The 20262-nt window shown below is 58.9% G+C and carries 18 protein-coding genes; 4 read left to right on the top strand and 14 right to left on the bottom strand.

Annotated elements, in window-relative coordinates:
- Positions 1-154: 154 nt before the first annotated feature.
- Positions 155-1087: a DMT family transporter gene (locus tag JZX89_RS02325; protein WP_207132938.1), complete on the top strand. Its 933-nt coding sequence runs from the start codon at positions 155-157 to the stop codon at positions 1085-1087.
- A 184-nt stretch (positions 1088-1271) separates the two neighbouring features.
- On the opposite strand, the gene lipA is transcribed toward JZX89_RS02325, so the two are convergent.
- From lipA to JZX89_RS02265, 12 genes are all read right to left on the bottom strand, one after another.
- On the bottom strand, positions 1272-2243 hold the full coding sequence (lipA, locus tag JZX89_RS02320) for a lipoyl synthase (RefSeq protein WP_149897657.1): 972 nt from the start codon (positions 2241-2243) through the stop codon (positions 1272-1274).
- A 104-nt stretch (positions 2244-2347) separates the two neighbouring features.
- Positions 2348-2596, bottom strand: coding sequence for a GlsB/YeaQ/YmgE family stress response membrane protein (locus tag JZX89_RS02315; RefSeq protein WP_149897658.1), 249 nt, complete (start codon positions 2594-2596; stop codon positions 2348-2350).
- An 80-nt stretch (positions 2597-2676) separates the two neighbouring features.
- Positions 2677-4122 (bottom strand): dihydrolipoyl dehydrogenase, encoded by a 1446-nt coding sequence (lpdA, locus tag JZX89_RS02310; protein WP_046800216.1) that lies wholly within the window; start codon positions 4120-4122, stop codon positions 2677-2679.
- 60 nt (positions 4123-4182) lie between these two features.
- On the bottom strand, positions 4183-4827 hold the full coding sequence (locus JZX89_RS02305; protein ID WP_149897659.1) for an SGNH/GDSL hydrolase family protein: 645 nt from the start codon (positions 4825-4827) through the stop codon (positions 4183-4185).
- 12 nt (positions 4828-4839) lie between these two features.
- Entirely contained in the window at positions 4840-6195 is a 1356-nt protein-coding gene (locus JZX89_RS02300; protein WP_207132937.1) for a pyruvate dehydrogenase complex dihydrolipoamide acetyltransferase, read from the bottom strand.
- A gap of 2 nt (positions 6196-6197) precedes the next feature.
- The gene (locus JZX89_RS02295; RefSeq protein WP_174372647.1) at positions 6198-6482 is read right to left on the bottom strand and encodes a hypothetical protein; all 285 of its coding nucleotides are present in this window, start codon (positions 6480-6482) and stop codon (positions 6198-6200) included.
- Positions 6483-6493: 11 nt separating this feature from the next.
- Positions 6494-7906, bottom strand: coding sequence for a pyruvate dehydrogenase complex E1 component subunit beta (locus JZX89_RS02290; protein ID WP_207132936.1), 1413 nt, complete (start codon positions 7904-7906; stop codon positions 6494-6496).
- Between the two features lie 17 nt (positions 7907-7923).
- Positions 7924-8967 (bottom strand): pyruvate dehydrogenase (acetyl-transferring) E1 component subunit alpha, encoded by a 1044-nt coding sequence (pdhA, locus tag JZX89_RS02285; protein ID WP_149897663.1) that lies wholly within the window; start codon positions 8965-8967, stop codon positions 7924-7926.
- A 153-nt stretch (positions 8968-9120) separates the two neighbouring features.
- Positions 9121-9438, bottom strand: coding sequence for an FtsB family cell division protein (locus tag JZX89_RS02280; protein WP_149897664.1), 318 nt, complete (start codon positions 9436-9438; stop codon positions 9121-9123).
- Positions 9439-9741: 303 nt separating this feature from the next.
- Positions 9742-11016 carry a phosphopyruvate hydratase gene (gene eno, locus JZX89_RS02275; protein ID WP_006312487.1) on the bottom strand — a complete coding sequence of 425 codons (1275 nt, stop codon included), beginning with the start codon at positions 11014-11016 and terminating at the stop codon, positions 9742-9744.
- Between the two features lie 136 nt (positions 11017-11152).
- The gene (gene kdsA, locus JZX89_RS02270; protein WP_207132935.1) at positions 11153-11998 is read right to left on the bottom strand and encodes a 3-deoxy-8-phosphooctulonate synthase; all 846 of its coding nucleotides are present in this window, start codon (positions 11996-11998) and stop codon (positions 11153-11155) included.
- Positions 11998-12879, bottom strand: coding sequence for a VOC family protein (locus tag JZX89_RS02265; RefSeq protein ID WP_207132934.1), 882 nt, complete (start codon positions 12877-12879; stop codon positions 11998-12000). Before JZX89_RS02265 ends, kdsA begins: the two co-directional genes overlap by 1 nt.
- A 212-nt stretch (positions 12880-13091) precedes the next feature.
- Between JZX89_RS02265 and lexA the strand changes: the two genes are divergently transcribed.
- Both lexA and JZX89_RS02255 read left to right on the top strand, forming a co-directional pair.
- A complete protein-coding gene (gene lexA / locus JZX89_RS02260) occupies positions 13092-13814 on the top strand; it encodes a transcriptional repressor LexA (RefSeq protein WP_149897667.1) in 723 nt (240 codons plus the stop codon).
- 413 nt (positions 13815-14227) lie between these two features.
- Positions 14228-14905: a glutathione S-transferase family protein gene (locus tag JZX89_RS02255; RefSeq protein WP_207132933.1), complete on the top strand. Its 678-nt coding sequence runs from the start codon at positions 14228-14230 to the stop codon at positions 14903-14905.
- Positions 14906-14924: 19 nt separating this feature from the next.
- On the opposite strand, the gene JZX89_RS02250 is transcribed toward JZX89_RS02255, so the two are convergent.
- Positions 14925-17357, bottom strand: coding sequence for a ComEC/Rec2 family competence protein (locus JZX89_RS02250; RefSeq protein WP_207133084.1), 2433 nt, complete (start codon positions 17355-17357; stop codon positions 14925-14927).
- Positions 17358-17663: 306 nt separating this feature from the next.
- Between JZX89_RS02250 and gltA the strand changes: the two genes are divergently transcribed.
- Positions 17664-18953, top strand: coding sequence for a citrate synthase (gene gltA, locus JZX89_RS02245; protein ID WP_149897669.1), 1290 nt, complete (start codon positions 17664-17666; stop codon positions 18951-18953).
- Positions 18954-19076: 123 nt separating this feature from the next.
- On the opposite strand, the gene lpxB is transcribed toward gltA, so the two are convergent.
- Complete coding sequence (gene lpxB / locus JZX89_RS02240; protein ID WP_207132932.1) at positions 19077-20258, bottom strand: lipid-A-disaccharide synthase; 1182 nt, start codon at positions 20256-20258, stop codon at positions 19077-19079.
- Between the last annotated feature and the right edge of the window lie 4 nt (positions 20259-20262).

The raw sequence follows: 20262 nt of genomic DNA, 5'->3' as shown, positions 1-20262 counted from the left end.
AGGGGGGTAAGCCACACCCACCTCGATCCGCTGTCAATGAACAACCTCCTAAAAACCAACAATCAGAGCGGCGGACAAGTCAGGAGTTTTCGTCAAGACAGCCGCAAAGGCGTGTGGCACATCGCGGACAAAATGAATGCGGATGTGACATGACATGAACAACAAAACGGGTCTCGGTGTTCTTTACGGCGTGCTGGCGGGCGCGCTCTGGGGTGGCATCTTTCTCGCCCCAAAACTCGTGCCGGATTTTTCCGCGCTGCAATTATCGACGGCGCGTTATCTCACCTACGGGCTGATTTCCCTCATCATCATCGGGCCGCGCCTGAAACGGGTATCGGCGCATTTCGGCGCGCGGGAATGGTTTGCGCTCGGCTGGCTGAGCATGATCGGCAATATCGCCTATTACGTCTTCATATCAACGGCGGTAAAGCTGAGCGGCGTTGCTTTCACTTCGATCATCATCGGCTTCCTGCCCGTCGCCGTCACCATTATCGGCAGCCGCGATCATGGCGCGGTGTCGCTGAAGCGGTTGTGGCCGTCGCTTGCCTTCGGCGCCATCGGCATTATCGGCATTTCCTGGCAGTCGCTGACGGAAAACGACGCCGGGCTGGATGTCTCACGTGTCATCGGGCTTGCCTGTGCTCTCGGGGCGCTGGCCTCCTGGACGGCCTTTGCTGTCGGCAATGCCCGCTGGCTATCGCGTCTTCACGATGTCAGCGCCGATGACTGGAACATGATGACGGGCGTCGTGACGGGCGGGCTTGCGCTGCTGCTCGCCATTCCAGCCTTCGGCTTTGGCGGAGAAAGCCATAGCTCGGGAGACTGGCTGCATTTCGCCGCCATCGCCGCCGGGCTCGGTTTCACCGCCTCCATTCTCGGCAATGCCTTCTGGAACCGCATGAGCCGCATGCTGCCGCTCACCCTGGTCGGACAGATGATCCTGTTCGAAACGCTGTTTGCGCTGCTTTATGGTTTTCTGTGGGAAGGGCGTGGGCCGACCATTGTCGAGATCATGGCGATCTGTTCGGTGGTGTTGAGCGTGATTTTGTGTATGCGGGCGCATAGGCCGGAGAAGGTTGTGGTGTGATTGGGTTGAAGGCCGACAACAGGCGGCTGGGCCATTTCACAAGCCTCGCCTCCCACTCACCGTCATCCAATCAGGTATCGTACAATCGATAGGCCGCAGATGCTCGGGACAAGCCCGAGCATGACGGTGGAGAGAGCGTATATCACCCGATCCAGCAACCTATGTTGCTGAACCTTTCCGTCCCTTATTCCGCAGCCGCCAGCAGCTTCTTCTCGCGGGCTGCACGCAGGCGCTCGAAATCGTCGCCGGCATGGTGCGACGAGCGGGTCAGCGGGCTGGAGGAGACCATCAGGAAGCCCTTGGTGTAGGCGACCGTCTCGTAGGACTTGAATTCTTCCGGCGTCACGAAGGCCTCGACCTTGTGGTGCTTGCGGGTCGGCTGCAGGTACTGGCCGATGGTCAGGAAATCCACGTCGGCGGTGCGCAGATCGTCCATCAATTGCAGCACTTCGTTACGTTCCTCGCCGAGGCCGACCATGATGCCAGACTTGGTGAACATGGTGGGGTCCAGTTCCTTCACCCGCTGCAACAGGCGCACGGAATGGAAATAACGCGCGCCAGGACGAACGGTAAGATAATTGCCCGGAACCGTTTCCATATTGTGGTTGAAAACGTCAGGCTTGGCGGCAACGACCCGTTCCAGAGCGCCGGGCTTCTTCAGGAAGTCTGGCGTGAGGATTTCGATGGTCGTGTTGGGAGACGCAGCGCGGATCGCCCAGATGACCTTCTCGAAATGTTCAGCACCACCATCGGCGAGATCGTCGCGGTCAACCGAGGTGATGACGACGTGCGAAAGGCCCATCTGCTTGACGGCCTTGGCGACGTTTTCCGGTTCATCCATATCCAGCGCATTGGGCTTGCCGGTCGCGACGTTGCAGAAGGCGCAGGCGCGGGTGCAGATCTCACCCATGATCATGAAGGTCGCGTGTTTCTTTTCCCAGCATTCGCCGATATTCGGACAGCCGGCTTCCTCACACACCGTTACCAGCTTGTGGCTGCGCACCAGTTCGCGCGTCTCGTGATAACCCTTGGAGGTTGGCGCCTTGACACGGATCCATTCCGGCTTGCGCATGACCTCGGTATCGGGCCGATGCGCCTTTTCCGGATGGCGGATACGCTTGTCGTCAGACAACGTCCTGTCGAGAATAGTGACCATTAAAAACCTGCTTCCATCGCTTTTCGCGACCTAAACATCTGTTGGCCCGATGCTTTAGAACAATTCCAGAAAAAGCGTAAGCCCCTTCCGGGCACCAAGCCTTTTCAGCGCCGCACCAGCTTTGCCAGAAACAGCAACAGGCTGGCGCCGAGGAACGAGGTGATAAAATAACCGAGCCTGCTATCCTGCACGAAGACATCGAGGGCCCGAAGCACCGCGACCGCGACGACCGAGCCGACAATGCCGAGCACGATGTTCATGAAAATGCCGAAGCGCATGTCCATGAGCTTGCCCGCAAGCCAGCCGGCGAGACCGCCGATGATGATTGCTGCAATCCAGCCTACACTTTCCATTCACGCGCTCCTGAAAGAACCAGTATCGAGACATATGGGACACCCGGCAAGGTTAGACAATGCCGGGCATCACGCGGCACTTATGCGTTCAGCACACGTCCATAGGCGTCGAGCACGCTTTCCTTCATCGATTCCGAAATGGTCGGATGCGGGAAGATCGTGTGCATCAAATCTTCTTCTGTTGTCTCGAGGTTCATGGCGACGACGAAGCCCTGAATGAGTTCGGTGACTTCCGCGCCTACCATATGTGCGCCAAGCAGCTCACCCGTCTTCTTGTCGAAGATGGTCTTGACCATGCCCTGATCTTCACCCAGAGCGACCGCCTTGCCGTTTGCCGCAAAGGAGAAGCGGCCGACGCGGATATCGCGGCCCTGTTCCTTGGCCTTGGCTTCGGTCAAACCAACCGAGGCGACCTGCGGGTTGCAATAGGTGCAGCCGGGGATCTTCAGCTTGTCCATCGGATGAACATTCGGCAGACCGGCGATCTTTTCGACGCAGATGACGGCCTCATGCTCGGCCTTGTGAGCGAGCAGCGGCGGGCCGGCGACATCGCCGATGGCGTAGATACCAGGCACATTGGTCTTGCCATAACCGTCGATGACGATAAAACCGCGATCGGTCTTTACGCCAACGGCTTCAAGGCCGATGCCTTCGACATTCGCCACGACGCCAACGGCGGAAATCATCCGGTCAGCGGTGATCTTCTCGGAAGAACCATCCTTCTTCTCCAGCGTCGCAGTGACGGAATTTGCAGCCTTTTCGACCTTGGAAACCTTGGTTTCCAGATGAATCTTGATGCCCTGCTTTTCCAGCTGCTTCTTCGCGAAAGCAGAGATTTCCGCGTCTTCGACCGGCATGACCTGGCTCATGATCTCGACGACGGTAACATCGACGCCCATGGTGCGGTAGAAGCTGGCGAATTCAATGCCGATGGCGCCCGAACCCATGACGAGCAGCGACTTCGGCAGTTCTTCCGGCTTCATCGCCTCGAAATAGGTCCAGATCAGCTTGCCATCCGGCTCGATGCCGGGCAGCGCGCGCGGACGGGCGCCTGTCGCGACGATGATGTGCTTGGCAGTGTAAGTGCCCTCACCCAGCGTGTTCTTCGGAACCGGCCCCTGCGGCTGAACCACCGGCTTGGTGGACTTGCCGACGACGATTTCGCCCGGCTTGGTGATTTTTGCTTCACCCCAGATGATATCGACCTTGTTCTTCTTGAACAGGAAACCGACGCCGTTGTTCATGCGAGCGGCAATGCCGCGCGAGCGGGCGACGATTGCCTTGACGTCCGGCTTGATCGAACCTTCCAGCGTCAGGCCATAGTCCTTGGCGTGGGTGGCGGTGTGCATGACATCGGCGGTGCGCAGCAGGGCCTTGGTGGGAATGCAGCCCCAGTTGGAGCAGATGCCGGCCAGATGCTCGCGCTCGACGACGGCGACCTTCATGCCGAGCTGGGCGGCGCGGATCGCGGCAATATAACCGCCCGGTCCCGAACCGATGATGATGACGTCATAAGATTGAGCCATTGGAAATCCTGCCTTGTCTTATTCGGATGACGGCACGCCGTTCCGAAACGAGAATGATTGTCAAAGTCCGAGCATCATGCGGACGACGGGCTCCAGCCCGCGGCCGATGGCCCGCGTGTTTTCAGCATCGAGATGGACGCCGTCCACCGGCGTCGTGCGGGCGACCGACCCGGCATCGAAAAAGCCGCAATCGAGGTCGTCGGCAAGGTCCCTGTAGACGGACGCCAGCATCGCCGATTCATCGATCGCATCACGAAAGATCGCACCCATGAACGGGTTGGCCGTCTCGCATAGTTGCGGCGGCGCGACGATCAGAACGTCAGGCGCTTCCCAGTCCGACACCTGCCAGACGTGGTTGCGCGTGAGTTTCACCAGCCGCTCGACACCCTTCATCGCAACAATGGCCGAACCATGGATCGCCGGTTTCATGTCGTTGGTGCCGAGCATGATGATGACCAGATCCAGCGGCGCGTGGCTGTGCAGTAGCGTCGGCAAAAGCCTTGCGCCATTGCGGTCGCAATCGCCGGTGTGGTCGTCATAAGCGGTGGTGCGACCGCCCAGTCCTTCGTGGATCACATGGACGTCAGGACCGAGCGCCTTTTGCAGGACGCTCGGCCAAAGATCGTCATGGCTGTGACGGCCACCCGTTTGCGCATCCGATCCCCAGGTGAGGGAATCGCCAAAGCAGAGGACCGACTTCACCATGTTACTCTCCGATCAAACCAGCATGCCCATCGGGTTTTCGATATAGCGCTTGAACGCGCCGATCAGCTCGGCTCCGAGCGCGCCATCGACGCAGCGGTGGTCGGTGGAAAGCGTGACCGTCATGACGTTGGCGATCTTGATCTCGCCGTTCTTCACAACTGCCCGCTGTTCGCCCGCGCCGACCGCCAGAATGGTGGCATGCGGCGGGTTGATGACGGCGGAGAAGCTTTTCACACCCATCATGCCCATGTTGGACACGGCAGTCGTGCCGCCCTGATACTCCTCGGGCTTCAGCTTGCGCTCTTTCGCGCGCTTGCCGTAGTCCTTCATCTCGTTGGAGATGGTGGAGAGCGACTTCTCTTCAGCCTTGCGGATGATCGGCGTGATCAGGCCACCCGGAATGGAAACGGCAACGCCGACATCCGAATGCTTGTGCTTGACCATGGCGCTTTCCGTCCAGGAGACGTTTGCATCAGGAACGTCACGCAGCGAAAGCGCCAGCGCCTTGATGACCATGTCGTTGACCGACAGCTTGTAGGCCGGCTTGCCGTCCTTTTCAGGAGCAGCGGCATTGAGCTGGGCGCGCAGCGCCAGAAGCGTATCCAGTTCGCAATCCACGGAAACGTAGAAATGCGGAACCGTCTGCTTGGATTCGACCAGACGCTTGGCGATGACCTTGCGCATGCCGTCATGCGGCACAAGCTCGTAGGAGCCCTGTTCGAACAGCTTGAGAACCGCTTCGTCGGACTGGCCCTTGGCCAGCGCCGGGGCCGGTGCGCCTGCCGATGCAGCAGCCGGAGCAGCCTTTGCACCGCCGGAAGCGGCAGCCTTCTCCACATCCGTCTTGACGATACGGCCATGCGGGCCGGAACCGGAGACAACCGAGAGGTCGAGACCGGCTTCCTTGGCAAGACGGCGCGCAAGCGGCGACGCGAAGATGCGTTCGCCGGACTTTGCGACCGGGGCCGGTGTGGACGATGCAGCCGCCTGATCGGCGGCCGGCTTTTCAGCCTTGGCAGGTGCGGCTTCTTCCTTCGGCGCTTCCGCTTTCGCGGCTTCCTGCTTCGGCGCTTCCGCCTTGGCAGGAGCGGCATCGCCGCCCTTTGCCGCAGCGGCCACGTCCTCGCCTTCAGCGGCGAGAATGGCGATCAGGGCGTTGACCTTGACCCCTTCGGTGCCGGCGGCAACGACGAGCTTGGCAACTGTGCCTTCGTCAACGGCTTCCACTTCCATGGTCGCCTTGTCGGTCTCGATCTCGGCAATCACGTCACCGGGGGCGACCTTGTCGCCTTCCTTGACCAGCCACTTGGCCAGATTGCCCTCTTCCATCGTCGGGGAAAGGGCAGGCATGGTGATGTTGATAGGCATGACTAGTCCCCCCAAACGAGATTATATTGATCCAACTCTTCAGGATGTTCCGCCAGCCGATCCAGCTGCGATGGCGAGACTTCGATATATCCGGCGACATCGCTCAGCCATTCGCTAACGGCGCCGATGACGCCGATATACTCACGCGGAACACCGGCAATCACATCGCCTTCACCGTCATTGATAACCGCCCAAAAGACGACGCGCTCGAATTGAGGAGCCCCTTTGGAACCTAAAACACGATACCAATTTTCCGTTGCCGGGAGGATTTGTTTTATTTTGCTCACAATCTCCCCCTTTACTTGTAGCAGACGGTTTTGACGGCCTGAACGACTTCATCGACGTTTGGCAGAGCCAGCTTTTCGAGGTTTGCCGCGTAAGGCATCGGAACGTCCTTGCCGGCGATCGTCAGGATCGGCGCATCGAGATAGTCGAAAGCGGCGCGCATGACCTGGTTGGCGATGAAGTCACCAACCGATGACTGCGGGAAGCCTTCCTCGACAGTCACCAGACGACCAGTCTTCTTCACCGATTCGATGACGGTGGGCAGGTCCATCGGACGAATGGTGCGCAGGTCGATCAGCTCGACATCGATGCCAAGCTTTTCGAGTTCGGCAACCGCCTTGATCGCATAGGTCATGCCGATGCCGAAGGAAACGATGGTCGCATCCTTGCCCTTGCGGTGAATGCGCGCCTTGCCGATCGGCAGCACGAAATCATCGAGCTTCGGCACTTCGAAGCTCTGGCCGTAGAGAATTTCATTTTCAAGGAAAATGACCGGGTTCGGATCGCGGATAGCCGCTTTCAGCAGGCCCTTGGCGTCGGCTGCCGTGTAAGGCATGACGACCTTGAGGCCCGGAATATGGCTGTACCATGCGGCGTAACACTGCGAATGCTGCGCACCGACGCGGGCAGCAGCACCGGACGGACCGCGGAACACCATCGGTGCGCCCATCTGGCCGCCTGACATATAAAGCGTCTTTGCCGCCGAGTTGACGATCTGGTCGATCGCCTGCATGGCGAAGTTGAAGGTCATGAATTCGACGATGGGCCGCAGGCCCGTCATCGCCGCACCGACGCCGATACCGGCAAAACCGTGCTCGGTGATCGGGGTGTCGATCACGCGGCGCTCGCCGAATTCCTGCAGCAGGCCTTGAGTGATCTTGTAGGCGCCCTGATATTCGGCGACTTCTTCACCCATGACGAAGACTTTTTCGTCGGCGCGCATTTCTTCGGCCATGGCGTCACGCAGCGCTTCACGCACCGTCGTCATCACCATTTCCGTGCCTTCGGGAATATCCGGATCAGCTGCTACGTCAATCTTCGGGGCTGCCGGAACCTTGGCGGCTTCCTTGGCAGCGCTCGGCTCTTCGGTCGCTTCGCGGGTCTTGCCGCCTGCGGCATCCGAATCGGAATTTGCAGCTTGCGCCTTCGGCGCGGAGGCGGACGAAATGTCGTCGGCGCTTTCGCCTTCCTGAAGAAGAATGGCGATAGCCGTATTGACCTTGACGCCTTCAGTGCCGGCATCGATCAGCAGTTTGCCGATCACGCCTTCATCGACGGCTTCCACTTCCATGGTCGCCTTGTCGGTCTCGATCTCGGCAATCACGTCACCGGAGGTGACCTTGTCGCCTTCCTTTTTAAGCCATTTGGAAAGCGTGCCTTCCTCCATGGTCGGGGAAAGGGCGGGCATAAGAATTTCTACTGGCATGGGTTTCCCTTTCCCGATCAGAGCAGAATGTCGGTGTAAAGCTCGGACGCATCCGGCTCTGGGTCGTTCTGGGCAAAGTCGGCGCTGTCGGCGACGATATCACGCACATCCTTGTCGATGGCCTTCAATTCGTCTTCGCTTGCCCAGCCCTGCTCCAGAAGCCGTGCCTTGACCTGCTCGATCGGGTCATGTTCGGAGCGCATCTTCTGCACTTCGTCCTTGGAACGGTATTTTGCCGGGTCGGACATGGAGTGACCACGGTAACGGTAGGTCAGCATTTCGAGAATGATCGGACCCTTGCCGGAACGGCAATGTTCCAGCGCCTGGTCGGCGGCGGCCTTGACGGCGCGCACATCCATGCCATCCACCTGAATGCCGGGAATGCCGAAGGACTGGCCGCGCAGCGAATAATTCGACTGGGCGGTGGCGCGGGCAGTCGACGTGCCCATGGCGTAATGGTTGTTCTCGACGATATAGATGATCGGCAGTTTCCAGAGAGCCGCCATGTTGAAGCTCTCGTAGACCTGGCCCTGGTTGGCCGCGCCATCGCCGAAATAGGTGACGGAAACATTGTCGTTGCCGCGATATTTGTTGGCGAAGGCAAGACCGGTTCCGAGCGAAACCTGCGCGCCGACGATGCCATGGCCGCCGTAGAAATGCTTCTCCTTGGAGAACATGTGCATCGAGCCGCCCTTGCCCTTCGACAGGCCGCCGCTGCGGCCGGTCAATTCGGCCATGACGCCACGCGCGCTCATGCCGAGCGCCAGCATGTGGCCGTGGTCGCGGTAAGCGGTGATGACCTGATCACCTTCCTTCTGCGACATCTGCATGCCGACGACAACGGCTTCCTGACCGATGTAGAGGTGACAGAAACCGCCGATGAAGCCCATGCCATAAAGCTGGCCGGCCTTTTCCTCGAAGCGGCGGATGAGCAGCATCTCACGGTAAGCGTGAAGCTCTTCTTCCTTTGCGAAGTCCGGGCTGTTCTTACCGGTGAATTCGGTTGCAGCCTTTGCCGTTGTCTTTCGGCCGGACACGGTCGCTGGTTTTCGCGGCGCCATTCATCCCTCCCTGAGTTGCTATTTGAACGGATAGATTGGCGCGCACCATATGCAAGAAAATGCCATGCAGCAATGCTATAAACGCATGGCACATATTCACGCTAAGATGCTGTGAATAAATCAAAATTCGTTAATTAACCTGATTTCGGTTAATTAGAAATATGTGTTCATGATGACGATTTCGTCCGTGCGGGACATATTCAGCTGATAACGCGAAATTTCATCGATCATGTCTCGCTCCAGCGAGCCGTCACTCAATAATTCCACCTGCCGCTCCAGCGCCACACGCGATTGTGTGAGCTTTGCGAGCTCCGCCGTTCTGGCAATGCGCTGCCGCTCCAGCCGCTCCGTCGCCTGCAGGCCGAAGTCGCCATGGATGGAATGATAGCCGAAATAAGAGAGAAAAGCGATCGTGATGGCCGGAACGATCAATCGGCCGAATCGTCTCTTTTTATGATGTCTGGTCCACATGCCGGAGAGAAGCCTTAAAACGCACAGTGTGAGTCTCGAGACTAAAGCGGATTGTTTAACTATCCGTTGACCTTAAATCGCGATCGGCAAAGGGGCATGAAAAAGCCCGCCGGAAGGCGGGCTGGATTTGCCGGGAGACATATCCCCCTCACAGTCATCCTCGCCCTTGAGGCGAGGATCCACAAGCGGGATTGTGGATGGATCCTCGGGTCAAGCCCGAGGAGGACGTCTCATGCATTGATATGCATCTGGCCAACCATGGCACGCCAGACAGCGGGCCATGTCGCCAAACCCCAGCGTGAATTATCCGCGCAGGATCGAACGGCCGGCGTAAGCAGCCTGCGGACCGAGCATCTCTTCGATGCGGATCAGCTGGTTGTACTTTGCGAGCCGGTCGGAACGGGCAAGCGAGCCGGTCTTGATCTGACCGCAGTTCGTCGCGACAGCGAGATCGGCGATGGTGGAATCTTCCGTTTCGCCAGAGCGGTGCGACATGACGGCGGTGTAGCCGGCCTTGTGCGCGGTTTCCACCGCATCCAGCGTCTCGGAGAGCGAACCGATCTGGTTGACCTTGACGAGGATGGAGTTTGCAACGCCCATCTTGATGCCGTCACGCAGACGCGCAGAGTTGGTGACGAACAGATCGTCGCCAACGAGCTGGCACTTGTTGCCGACGAGATCGGTCAGCGTCTTCCAGCCTTCCCAGTCGTCTTCGGCCATGCCGTCTTCAACCGAGATGATCGGGTATTTGTTGACAAGCTCGGCCAGATATTCAGCCATTGCGCCCGGCTCCAGCGTGCGGCCTTCGCCTTCGAGAACGTATTTGCCGTCCTTGAAGAATTCGGTCGATGCGCAGTCGAGGCCGACATACATGTCTTCGCCCGGACGGTAACCGGCCTTTTCAATCGACTTCATGATGAAATCGAGCGCAGCCGGCGCGCTTTCCAGACCCGGTGCAAAACCGCCCTCATCGCCGACATTGGTGTTGTGGCCCTGTGCGGACAGTTCTTTTTTCAGCGTATGGAACACTTCAGAACCCATGCGCACGGCTTCGCGGATGTTTTCCGCGCCGACCGGCAGGATCATGAATTCCTGGAAATCGATCGGGTTGTCGGCATGTGCGCCGCCATTGATGATGTTCATCATCGGAACCGGCAGCAGATGCGCGTTCGGGCCACCGACATAACGGTAAAGCGGCAGGCCGGAAGCTTCGGCCGCAGCCTTGGCGATGGCGAGCGACACGCCGAGGATGGCGTTGGCGCCGAGGCGCGACTTGTTCGGCGTACCGTCAAGCGCGATCATCATCTGGTCGATCTGGATCTGGTTTTCGGCATCGAAACCGCCGATGGCGTCGAAGATTTCCGTGTTGACGGCTTCGACCGCCTTTTCCACGCCCTTGCCGAGATAACGCTTGCCGCCATCGCGCAGCTCAACCGCTTCATGCGCGCCGGTGGAGGCGCCGGAAGGAACGGCCGCACGGCCCATGGAGCCGTCTTCGAGGTAAACATCGACTTCAACAGTCGGGTTGCCGCGGCTGTCGAGGATTTCGCGCGCGATGATATCGGTAATGGCAGTCATGGTCTCTCCCTTGGGAATGGAACAGATATTTTCCGTCGCCTGTCTTAGACGATGACGAAGAAATTACAATGACGGCGGGCGGCAGAAACGGAGCGCCCGCCATTTAAAATCGATTGGCACAAACCGCGCCAGCCCCTTAGGCTTTGGTGATCGCGTCGAAGGCCAGAAGCTTTTCCAGCAGTTTCGGCATGTCCTTCAGGTGCACCATGTTGGGGCCGTCGGATGGTGCATTGTCCGGGTCCTCATGGGTCTCGATGAAGAGGCCGGCGACACCGACAGCGACCGCCGCACGCGAAAGCGTCTCGACGAACTCGCGCTGACCGCCCGTCGAACCGCCCTGCCCGCCCGGCTGCTGCACCGAATGGGTGGCGTCGAAGACGACAGGCGCGCCGAGCGACGCCATGATCGGCAGCGAGCGCATGTCGGAGACCAGCGTGTTGTAACCGAAGGACGCACCGCGCTCGCATAAGAGCACATTCGGGTTGCCGCTCTCATTGAGCTTGGCCAGCACGTTCTTCATGTCCCAGGGCGCCAGGAACTGGCCCTTCTTGACGTTGATGACACGGCCGGTTTTGGCGGCGGCAACGAGAAGATCGGTCTGGCGGCTGAGAAAAGCCGGGATCTGCAGCACATCCACCACTTCGGAGACGACGGCGCATTGTTCCTCGGTGTGAATATCGGTCAGAACAGGAAAGCCGAATTCCTTCTTGAGATCGGCGAAAACGTGCATCGCGTTGTCAAGGCCTATGCCGCGCTTGCCGGAAAGCGAGGTGCGGTTCGCCTTGTCGAAAGAGGATTTGTAAACGAGGCCTATTCCAAGCTTGTCGCAAAGCTCCTTCAGCACGCCCGCAATCATGAAGGCATGTTCGCGGCTCTCCATCTGGCAGGGGCCGGCAATCAGCGAAAAACGCTCGGTATTGGAAAAGGAAACCTTGCTGGCGCCATCGCCGGCGGTGACTTTGAGATTGTTCGTAACGCTCATCATTTTTCCTCGAAGGCGAAGGCAACGCCCTGACCGGGTGCTGCGGGCACCACCAGCCGGCCGCCCGTTTCTGCGCAGGACACGCCATTAGCAGCAAGTGCTGCTTCTGTCACGGCAAGATCGCGAACGGAAAAGACGATGCCTGCGCCGCGCAATCCATCGCCGCCCTCTTCGGGAGCATTAAAGGCATGTCTGCCAAAGACTGGATTTTGCGTCAATCTTATGCGGGCATTGCCGGTTGCGAAAACCACATCACCATCCGGGGACACTTTGCCATCACAGCCAAAAACAGTTTCGATCAGCCGCACCGCATTCACATCACCACCGGCAAACAGGACGATCTCGCTGAGGCCGGAAACGCCATTGGCATGGCTCTCCAGCACTGAACGGTCGCCCGGCAGGGCCTGCAACCGCTGGCAACTGAACAGGAAGAAATCCGCAGCGGAACCACTGGCTGCAAAAGCCAGCCGGAAGGCCGCTTCGCTCTGCGAACCATCAGGCATTTTGACCGGCCGCGAAAATTCAAAGACATTTCCGGCCGAAATGCCTGAGGCTACGAATCGGTCGTGATCGCCAGGAGCGTCCTGTGTTGCAGCGACCAGAGCGGAAAATCCCTCCCCTGCGACATGTTTCCGGAAGGCCTGATCCCGCCCGGTGAACACATTTCCCCGGTCAATCGAGGCATTATAGTTAGCCGGGTTAGCAATTGCGAGAGGTTCCAGATAGGTGCCGTCAGCGAAAAAAACGCAGGCATTCTGCGTGCCGAAAGGGTGGAGAGCCGCTGGTGCTACCGTAAACCCAAGGTTTCCAAGGCGATTAACGGCAATGCCAAGGACATCCACAGGCAGAACGAGATGGTCGACACGGTATGCTTTCGTCATTTTCCTGCTTCCTGCTCTCACATCCGGCATAGCGATGCCGGAACGGTCCGAAAGGCAGAAAAGCACAATTTCGTGCTTTCAGGCAAATCATCAAAACAACGGATAGCAGCTTCACGAAATTTTAGGGGATTGCGGAACACATATGGAACATATAGTGTTCGTTCTGTATTTGTTTCACGATCTCCACGACGATTCTCAAGGGTGTTTTCCTCATGCTCACGCGCAAACAGCAGGAATTGCTTCTCTTCATTCATGAACGAATGAAAGAGTCCGGCGTGCCGCCCTCCTTCGATGAAATGAAGGACGCACTCGATCTTGCTTCCAAATCCGGTATCCACCGGCTGATTACCGCCCTCGAAGAGCGCGGTTTTATTCGCCGGCTACCTAACAGGGCGCGGGCGCTTGAAGTCATCAAGCTTCCGGAGGCCTATACGCCGGGCGCGAGGCCGCAACGCGGCTTTTCGCCAAGCGTCATCGAAGGCAGCCTTGGCAAACCGAAGACGCCGGAACCCGCACCAGCGCCAAAGGCTCCGGCCAACGATCTCGGCGGGGCGGTCACCGTGCCGGTCATGGGCCGCATCGCCGCCGGCGTGCCGATTTCCGCCATCCAGAACAACACCCATGATGTTGCCGTGCCGGTGGACATGCTGGGTTCGGGCGAACATTACGCGCTCGAGGTCAAGGGCGATTCGATGATCGAGGCCGGTATTTTCGACGGCGATACTGTCATCATCCGCAACAGCAATACCGCCAATCCAGGCGATATCGTCGTAGCGCTGGTGGATGATGAGGAAGCGACGTTGAAACGCTTCCGCCGCAAGGGTGCTTCCATCGCGCTTGAAGCAGCCAACCCCGCTTATGAAACCCGCATCTTCGGGCCTGATCGGGTAAAAATTCAGGGCAAGCTGGTCGGGCTTATACGTCGTTACCATTGATCTGAATTCGCCGTCATCCTCTCGAAACAGGCATCGTCATGAGGCTAACCCTGTCGAAGATGACGGCAATTTCCTAATTCGGCAGACTATGTGAGTGTCGGGAAAGCTTATCCTTCCCGCAGACGGACGCAACCTGTCTGGTAGAGATCAGTTCCAGTCTCATATGGATATCCTTGTCGCGCTCTTCTCTCCGGCGTGTTGTCACCACTGCGTCATATACCGTGGGCTTTTGGTCGCGTGAGGTCGTTTACGCTTGAGGGATATGGCTGGCCTGGCGCTGCCGCCAAATGGTGACACGCGGTGCAAAGCCCCTGCCATTCATCAACGCGATTTATGGGTGTCATTGATTATTTTCGATATTCCATCATGCCCCGACAGGTATAGAAATGCGCGTCATATCCGGGAGATAAGCCATGTACGATCTTTATATCGCCAACAAGAACTACTCCTCATGGTCGCTGCGGCCGTGGGTGTTGATGCGCACGCTCGGTATCGCTTTTGATGAGAAACTTGTTCCGTTCGGCGAAGGCGTCGCCTTTTCCAGCTTTTCGCCAACCGGCAAGGTGCCGTGCCTTGTCGATGAGGGCGTGACGATATGGGAAACGCTGTCTATCGCTGAATATCTCGCCGAACGGCATCAGGGCGTCTGGGCGAGCGACAAGCAGGCACGTGCATGGTCGCGTTCGGCTGCGAGTGAAATGCATGCCGGCTTTTCCTCGCTGCGCAATCTTTATCCGATGTCAGTCGGTATTCGGGTCAAGCCGAAGGATGGCGATCTTGGACTTGCGGCAGACATAAAGCGCATCGATGTGCTCTGGAGCGAAGGTCTGACAAAATTCGGCGGCCCATATCTTGCCGGTCAGAAATTCACGGCGGTCGATGCTTTCTTCTGCCCGGTCGCGTTCCGTTTCCAGACCTATGGCGCTGAGCTCTCGACTGCGGCAAAAGCCTATTGCGATCGGCTGCTCGCCCTGCCCGCCATGCGTGAATGGTATGAAGCCGGATTGAAGGAGATCTGGCGCGACGCGGCGCATGAACAGGAAATCAGCGGCATTGGTGAATTGACTGCCGATCTGCGTGTGAAGGTCTGAGGATCCATGCTGGCGGCGTTTATTGCGACGCCAGCAACTGCCTGACCGGTTCCGGCACCTCATATTCGAAACGGTCGCTTTTCCAGTCGTAATAGCGGTGCTCGCTCCATGGCCTGTCCGCCCCGGCAATCGCCGCACGCAGCCGTCCCACGACCGCAGACTGATCGCTTCCGGCAAAGTTTATTTCCACTGAACCAATGCGCCGCAATATATCGCGGTTGAGCAGAAGCGCTCCTGAGCGGCATTGTGAAAACGAGGTCCTGCGGGAAACGACGACAATATCGGCGATGTCGCAGGCTTTTCCAGCAAACCGGCCGTCTTCCAGAACGACAATCCATTCACCACTGCCGGCGCGCGCCACGCACCATATGCCTTTGCTGCAGGTGAAGACGCCGGGTGCCGCATCTTTCAGCGCCGCCGTCATCTGCCGCGTCACCACCCTCATCTCTTCCGGCGTGAGCTTTGATTTTGTGGTCAGGCCTACACTGGTTACTGCGGCATTCGCTTTAAGAATGACCGGCGGCACGGGCTGTTCCGGCAGCAGCAGCGCCCTTTGCCACTGGCCGTATACAAAGCCCTGCGGTCGCGTTTTTGTCGTATAGGCCTTGCCGTCTTCCAGCAACGCCACCAGTTCCCCCTCCTCGTGAATGAGCAGATCCGGGACATCGCGATAGGCCGTGGCCGCCGACAGGCCGAAAGCGAAGACAAGAAGCGGAATACCTAGCAGCGCAAGTCGGCTGCGCAGTAAGGTCAGCAGCAGGAAGCCGGCCGAGCCGAGACCGATAAACCACTCATGCGGCCGCCCCGTTGCAGCGCTGCCGCCCCAGGACGCCACTTCATTGGCGACTTCGATGACGAGCGCCATGCCATAACCCATAACCTTCAGGAACGGCGCATCGAGCCCGAACGGCATCAGCAGCATGGCGAGCAGGCCGAAGGGCATGACGATCAGCGACATTAGCGGCATGGCGGCGAGATTGGCGAAAAGTCCATAGGTGGTGACACGATGGAAATGCTCGGCCGAATAGATCGCCGTCGAAAGGCCGCCAATCAGCGATGTGGTGATGACGCCGCCAATGACGGCGCCCGCCGTTTGAAACACCGTGATCCATGCCGGTTTGCGGCCGATGAAAAGGCGCTCGCGATCGTTGTGCCGGCGGCTCCACCAGGCATAGGTGGATACGAGCGCGATGGTCGCGGCGAACGACATCTGGAAGCTCGGCCCCATAATTTCCGAGGGCGAAAAGACAAGAATGACCAGAGCCGAAAGAGCAACATTCCTGAGGCTGAGTGACGGCTGATCAAAAAGAATCGCGATCAACATCACCGACATCATCAGCCAGGCGCGCTCGGCGGAGACAGCGAAACCGGAAATCAGATAATAGGCGAGCGTCATCAGGAGGGCTGCGAAAGCCGAAATCTTCTTGACGGGCCAGCGCTGCGCAAAGGCGGGAAACAGGCTGAAGGCAAGTCTTAAACCGACGAAAAATATACCGGCGGCAAGCGCCATGTTAAGCCCGGATATGGCGACGATATGGGCAAGGCCGGAGAGCCTCAGCGCCTCCATCGTCTCGCCGGATATGGCCTGCCTCTCATCGGTGACGATGGAGGCGGCGAAAGCTCCGGCGTCACCGCCAATGGTGTTGCGGATGCGCTCGGCAATGGCGCTACGCAGGCCGTAAAGCCGCCTATCGGCCCATTCCAGCCAGCCCGTTCCGGCCTTGATGTCACCCTTGGGTGATACAAGTGTCTGCGGTGGCTTATAGAAAAATCCGGTGGCGCCTATGCCTTTGAAATAGGAAGCGAAGGCGAAATCGTTCAGCCCCGGCAAAGCGGGGCCGGATGGCGGCGAGAGCCGCGCCTTGCCGCTGATGGTGGCGCCAAGCGCCACCGGCTCACCTCCCCCACGGGCAAGCAGCGAAATCCTCTTCGGCAGGCGCGACAATGTCGGCCCTTCGGTCGCGATCAGTTGAACGACGTATCGCCAGGAGCCGCGTGCATCCACCTCCCGGCGCACCACCGTGCCGGTGATGGTGGTTGTGACCGGAGTATCCAGCACCACGGTTGCCGCCCGCCGGGTTTCAAGGTCTGCCAGAAGCATGCCCAGCAGAAGAAAAGCGACAACGCTGCAGATGGCTGCCCACAGGCCGCTGTCATATCGGGTAAAAAGTGCCAGACCGGCAGCCAGCAGGAATGCCATTGCCAGAACGGATAAAGACAGCGTGACTTCCAGAGAGAACCACAGGATCGCGCCGCAGCCGATGAAGACGGGAACGAAAAGAAAATCGTGGCCGAATGCGCGCTCTTCAGCGAGGCAGCCGGCAACTTTTCGGGCGATGACTGCCTTGAGATTGCGCCTGGGAACAGGGGCTGGAAAATCATAAGCTACAACGTCGCCGGCGCGGTGAACGGGAAACAGGATTTCATGCGTGCCGGGCAAGCCGCCCTGCAACGTTTCGGCATATCCGAGATGCTTTCTTTCCCCTTGACCGAGCAATCCGCGCCGCCCCTGCCGCACTGGAAACAGGTTTGCAGGGCAGCGCGAAGGATTGCAATCCTTATCCTTTAACGGAGCGTTGACCGAGATTGAATTGCCATGGCCGATAAAGCCGCAAGCAACGTCATTGCGTTTGCCGCAATGCACAATTTGACCTTCGAATAGCTTGGCATCGGCGCAAGGATCATATAGCTAATCGGTAGACGCTTAACCGCGAGGCGTGTCTCAACGCCTCCACCCGCATGTTCTCGGAGGATCAGTATGACGGACAAAAGCGCTACAGTGACATTTGGCGACAAGCAGGTCGAGCTCCCGGTCAGGGAAGGCACGATTGGACCGAGCGTCGTCGATATCGCCACGCTGTACAAACACACGGGCTCCTTCACTTACGATCCGGGATTCACATCGACGGCCTCCTGCGAATCCAAGATCACCTATATCGATGGTGACGAGGGCGTTCTCCTGCATCGTGGCTTCCCGATCGAGCAGCTGGCCGAACAGGGCGACTTCCTGGAAACCTGCTATCTGCTGCTTTACGGCGAATTGCCTACGGCGGCGCAGAAGAAGGATTTCGACACCCGCGTGACGCGCCACACCATGGTGCACGAGCAGATGAGCCGCTTCTTCACCGGCTATCGTCGCGATGCGCATCCGATGGCCGTCATGTGCGGCACGGTCGGCGCTCTCTCGGCCTTCTACCACGACTCGACCGACATTACCGATCCGCACCAGCGCATGGTCGCTTCGCTGCGCATGATCGCGAAAATGCCGACGATCGCCGCCATGGCCTTCAAGTATCATATCGGCCAGCCGTTCGTTTACCCGAAGAACGATCTGGATTACGCCTCCAACTTCCTGCACATGTGCTTTGCCGTGCCTTGCGAGGAATACAAGGTCGATCCGGTTCTGGCCCGCGCCATGGACCGCATTTTCATCCTGCATGCCGACCACGAGCAGAACGCCTCCACCTCCACGGTGCGTCTTGCCGGTTCTTCGGGTGCAAACCCGTTCGCCTGTATTGCGGCGGGCATCGCCTGCCTCTGGGGTCCGGCACATGGCGGCGCCAACGAAGCGGCGCTCAACATGCTGAACGAAATCGGCTCTGTTGACCGTATTCCGGAATACATTGCCCGCGCCAAGGACAAGAACGATCCGTTCCGCCTGATGGGCTTTGGCCACCGCGTCTACAAGAACTACGACCCGCGCGCCAAGATCATGCAGAAGACGATGTACGAAGTGCTGGAAGCCACCGGCAATTCCGACGATCCGATCATGCAGGTCGCGCTGGAACTGGAGAAGATTGCCCTTTCCGACCCCTACTTCGTCGAAAAGAAGCTTTACCCGAATGTCGACTTCTATTCGGGCATCACGCTGAAGGCGCTCGGCTTCCCCACCACCATGTTCACCGTTCTGTTCGCGCTCGCCCGCACCGTCGGCTGGATCGCACAGTGGAACGAAATGATCGAAGATCCGCAGCAGCGCATCGGCCGTCCGCGCCAGCTTTACACCGGTGCCGGCAAGCGTGACTACGTTCCGGTTTCCAAGCGTTAAGCCCGCGAAACCATAGACTATAAATGGCCGGCGGATGAAAATCCGCCGGCCTTTTTTGTTGCGTATTGAGTGGAGAAAGAAGCCAACAGGGTTTGGCGACCAGCATGGGCGAGCGTTGCGCGCTCAGCCTTGCTGTCTGCGGCCGTTCAGCACATCGAGCAGAATGGCAGCGCCGGTTTCGCCCGGCGCCACGTCGGTGTGCAAACGCTGCTGCACCAGAGCGTAACCTTCAAGCATTGCCCGCCGCTCGGTGGTGTCGGATGACAGGCGCTCAGCCCAGCGCAGCATGGACCCCGGCCGCACCACCTCGTTCAGATATTCCGGCACGACAGGGTAGTCGGCAATCAGGTTCGGAAGCGCGCCGGTCCAGGTCTTTATCCGCTTGCTCAGCATGGTGAAAATCCAGTCGGTCTTGTAGACCGATACTGTCGGCACGCCGGCTAGTGCCAGTTCGAGAATGACGGTCCCGGAGGCGGCAATCGCCGCATCGCCCTGCGCAAACGCATTCCACTTGAACGCAGCATCCGTGCCGATTTCAGGCTTGATATCATCAGGCCACGTCGCCGCCAGCTCGCGCATGCGGCTTTCCTGCCGCGGCACGGTGGGCAGCAGAAACCGGGTTGGGCCGTTGCGTTCCACGAAGGCTTTTGCAGCCTCGCGAAACGGCTCCATCAGCCGCGTCGTTTCAGTGGAGCGCGACCCCGGCAGGAGGAGAATGGTTTTCGGCTCACCCTTTGCCGGAGGCAAGCGTTCCGCCCGCTTTTGCCGCACCGTCAGCAGATCGGGATCGACGCTGAGGCGGTGGCCGACAAAAGTGGTCGGCGGGCCGCCGAGACGCCGCATCGCCTCTGGTTCGAAAGGCAGCAGGGCCAGAACGTGATCGACATAGGACAACATCGCGGTGGCGCGATATTCCTTCCACGCCCAGACACTGGGGCAGACATAGTTGACGACCGGAAGATGCGGCAATTGCTTGCGGACTTTTTTCGCAACACGATGCGTGAAGTCCGGGCTGTCGATGATCAGCAGAATATCCGGCCTTGCGGCAATGATCGCCTGCGCAGTCTGATTGATACGCGCGATGAGTTTTGGCAGCTTTTTGAGGACTTGTGTGAAGCCCATGATGGAGAGTTCGGAATAATCGAACAGCGAGGTCAGCCCCTGCGCCTCCAGCGCCTCGCCGCCGACGCCCATCAACTCGATGGAACCCGGATATCGGGCTTTCACGGAGCGGATCAAATCTGCGCCCAGAAGATCGCCGGATACTTCCCCGGCGATAACCGCCACTTTTAATGCTGCCGTCATCCGA

Origin of the sequence: Agrobacterium burrii, from assembly GCF_017313405.1 — a bacterium.
Classification (GTDB): Bacteria; Pseudomonadota; Alphaproteobacteria; order Rhizobiales; family Rhizobiaceae; genus Agrobacterium; species Agrobacterium burrii.
This window is presented reverse-complemented; position numbering and strand designations above follow the sequence as displayed.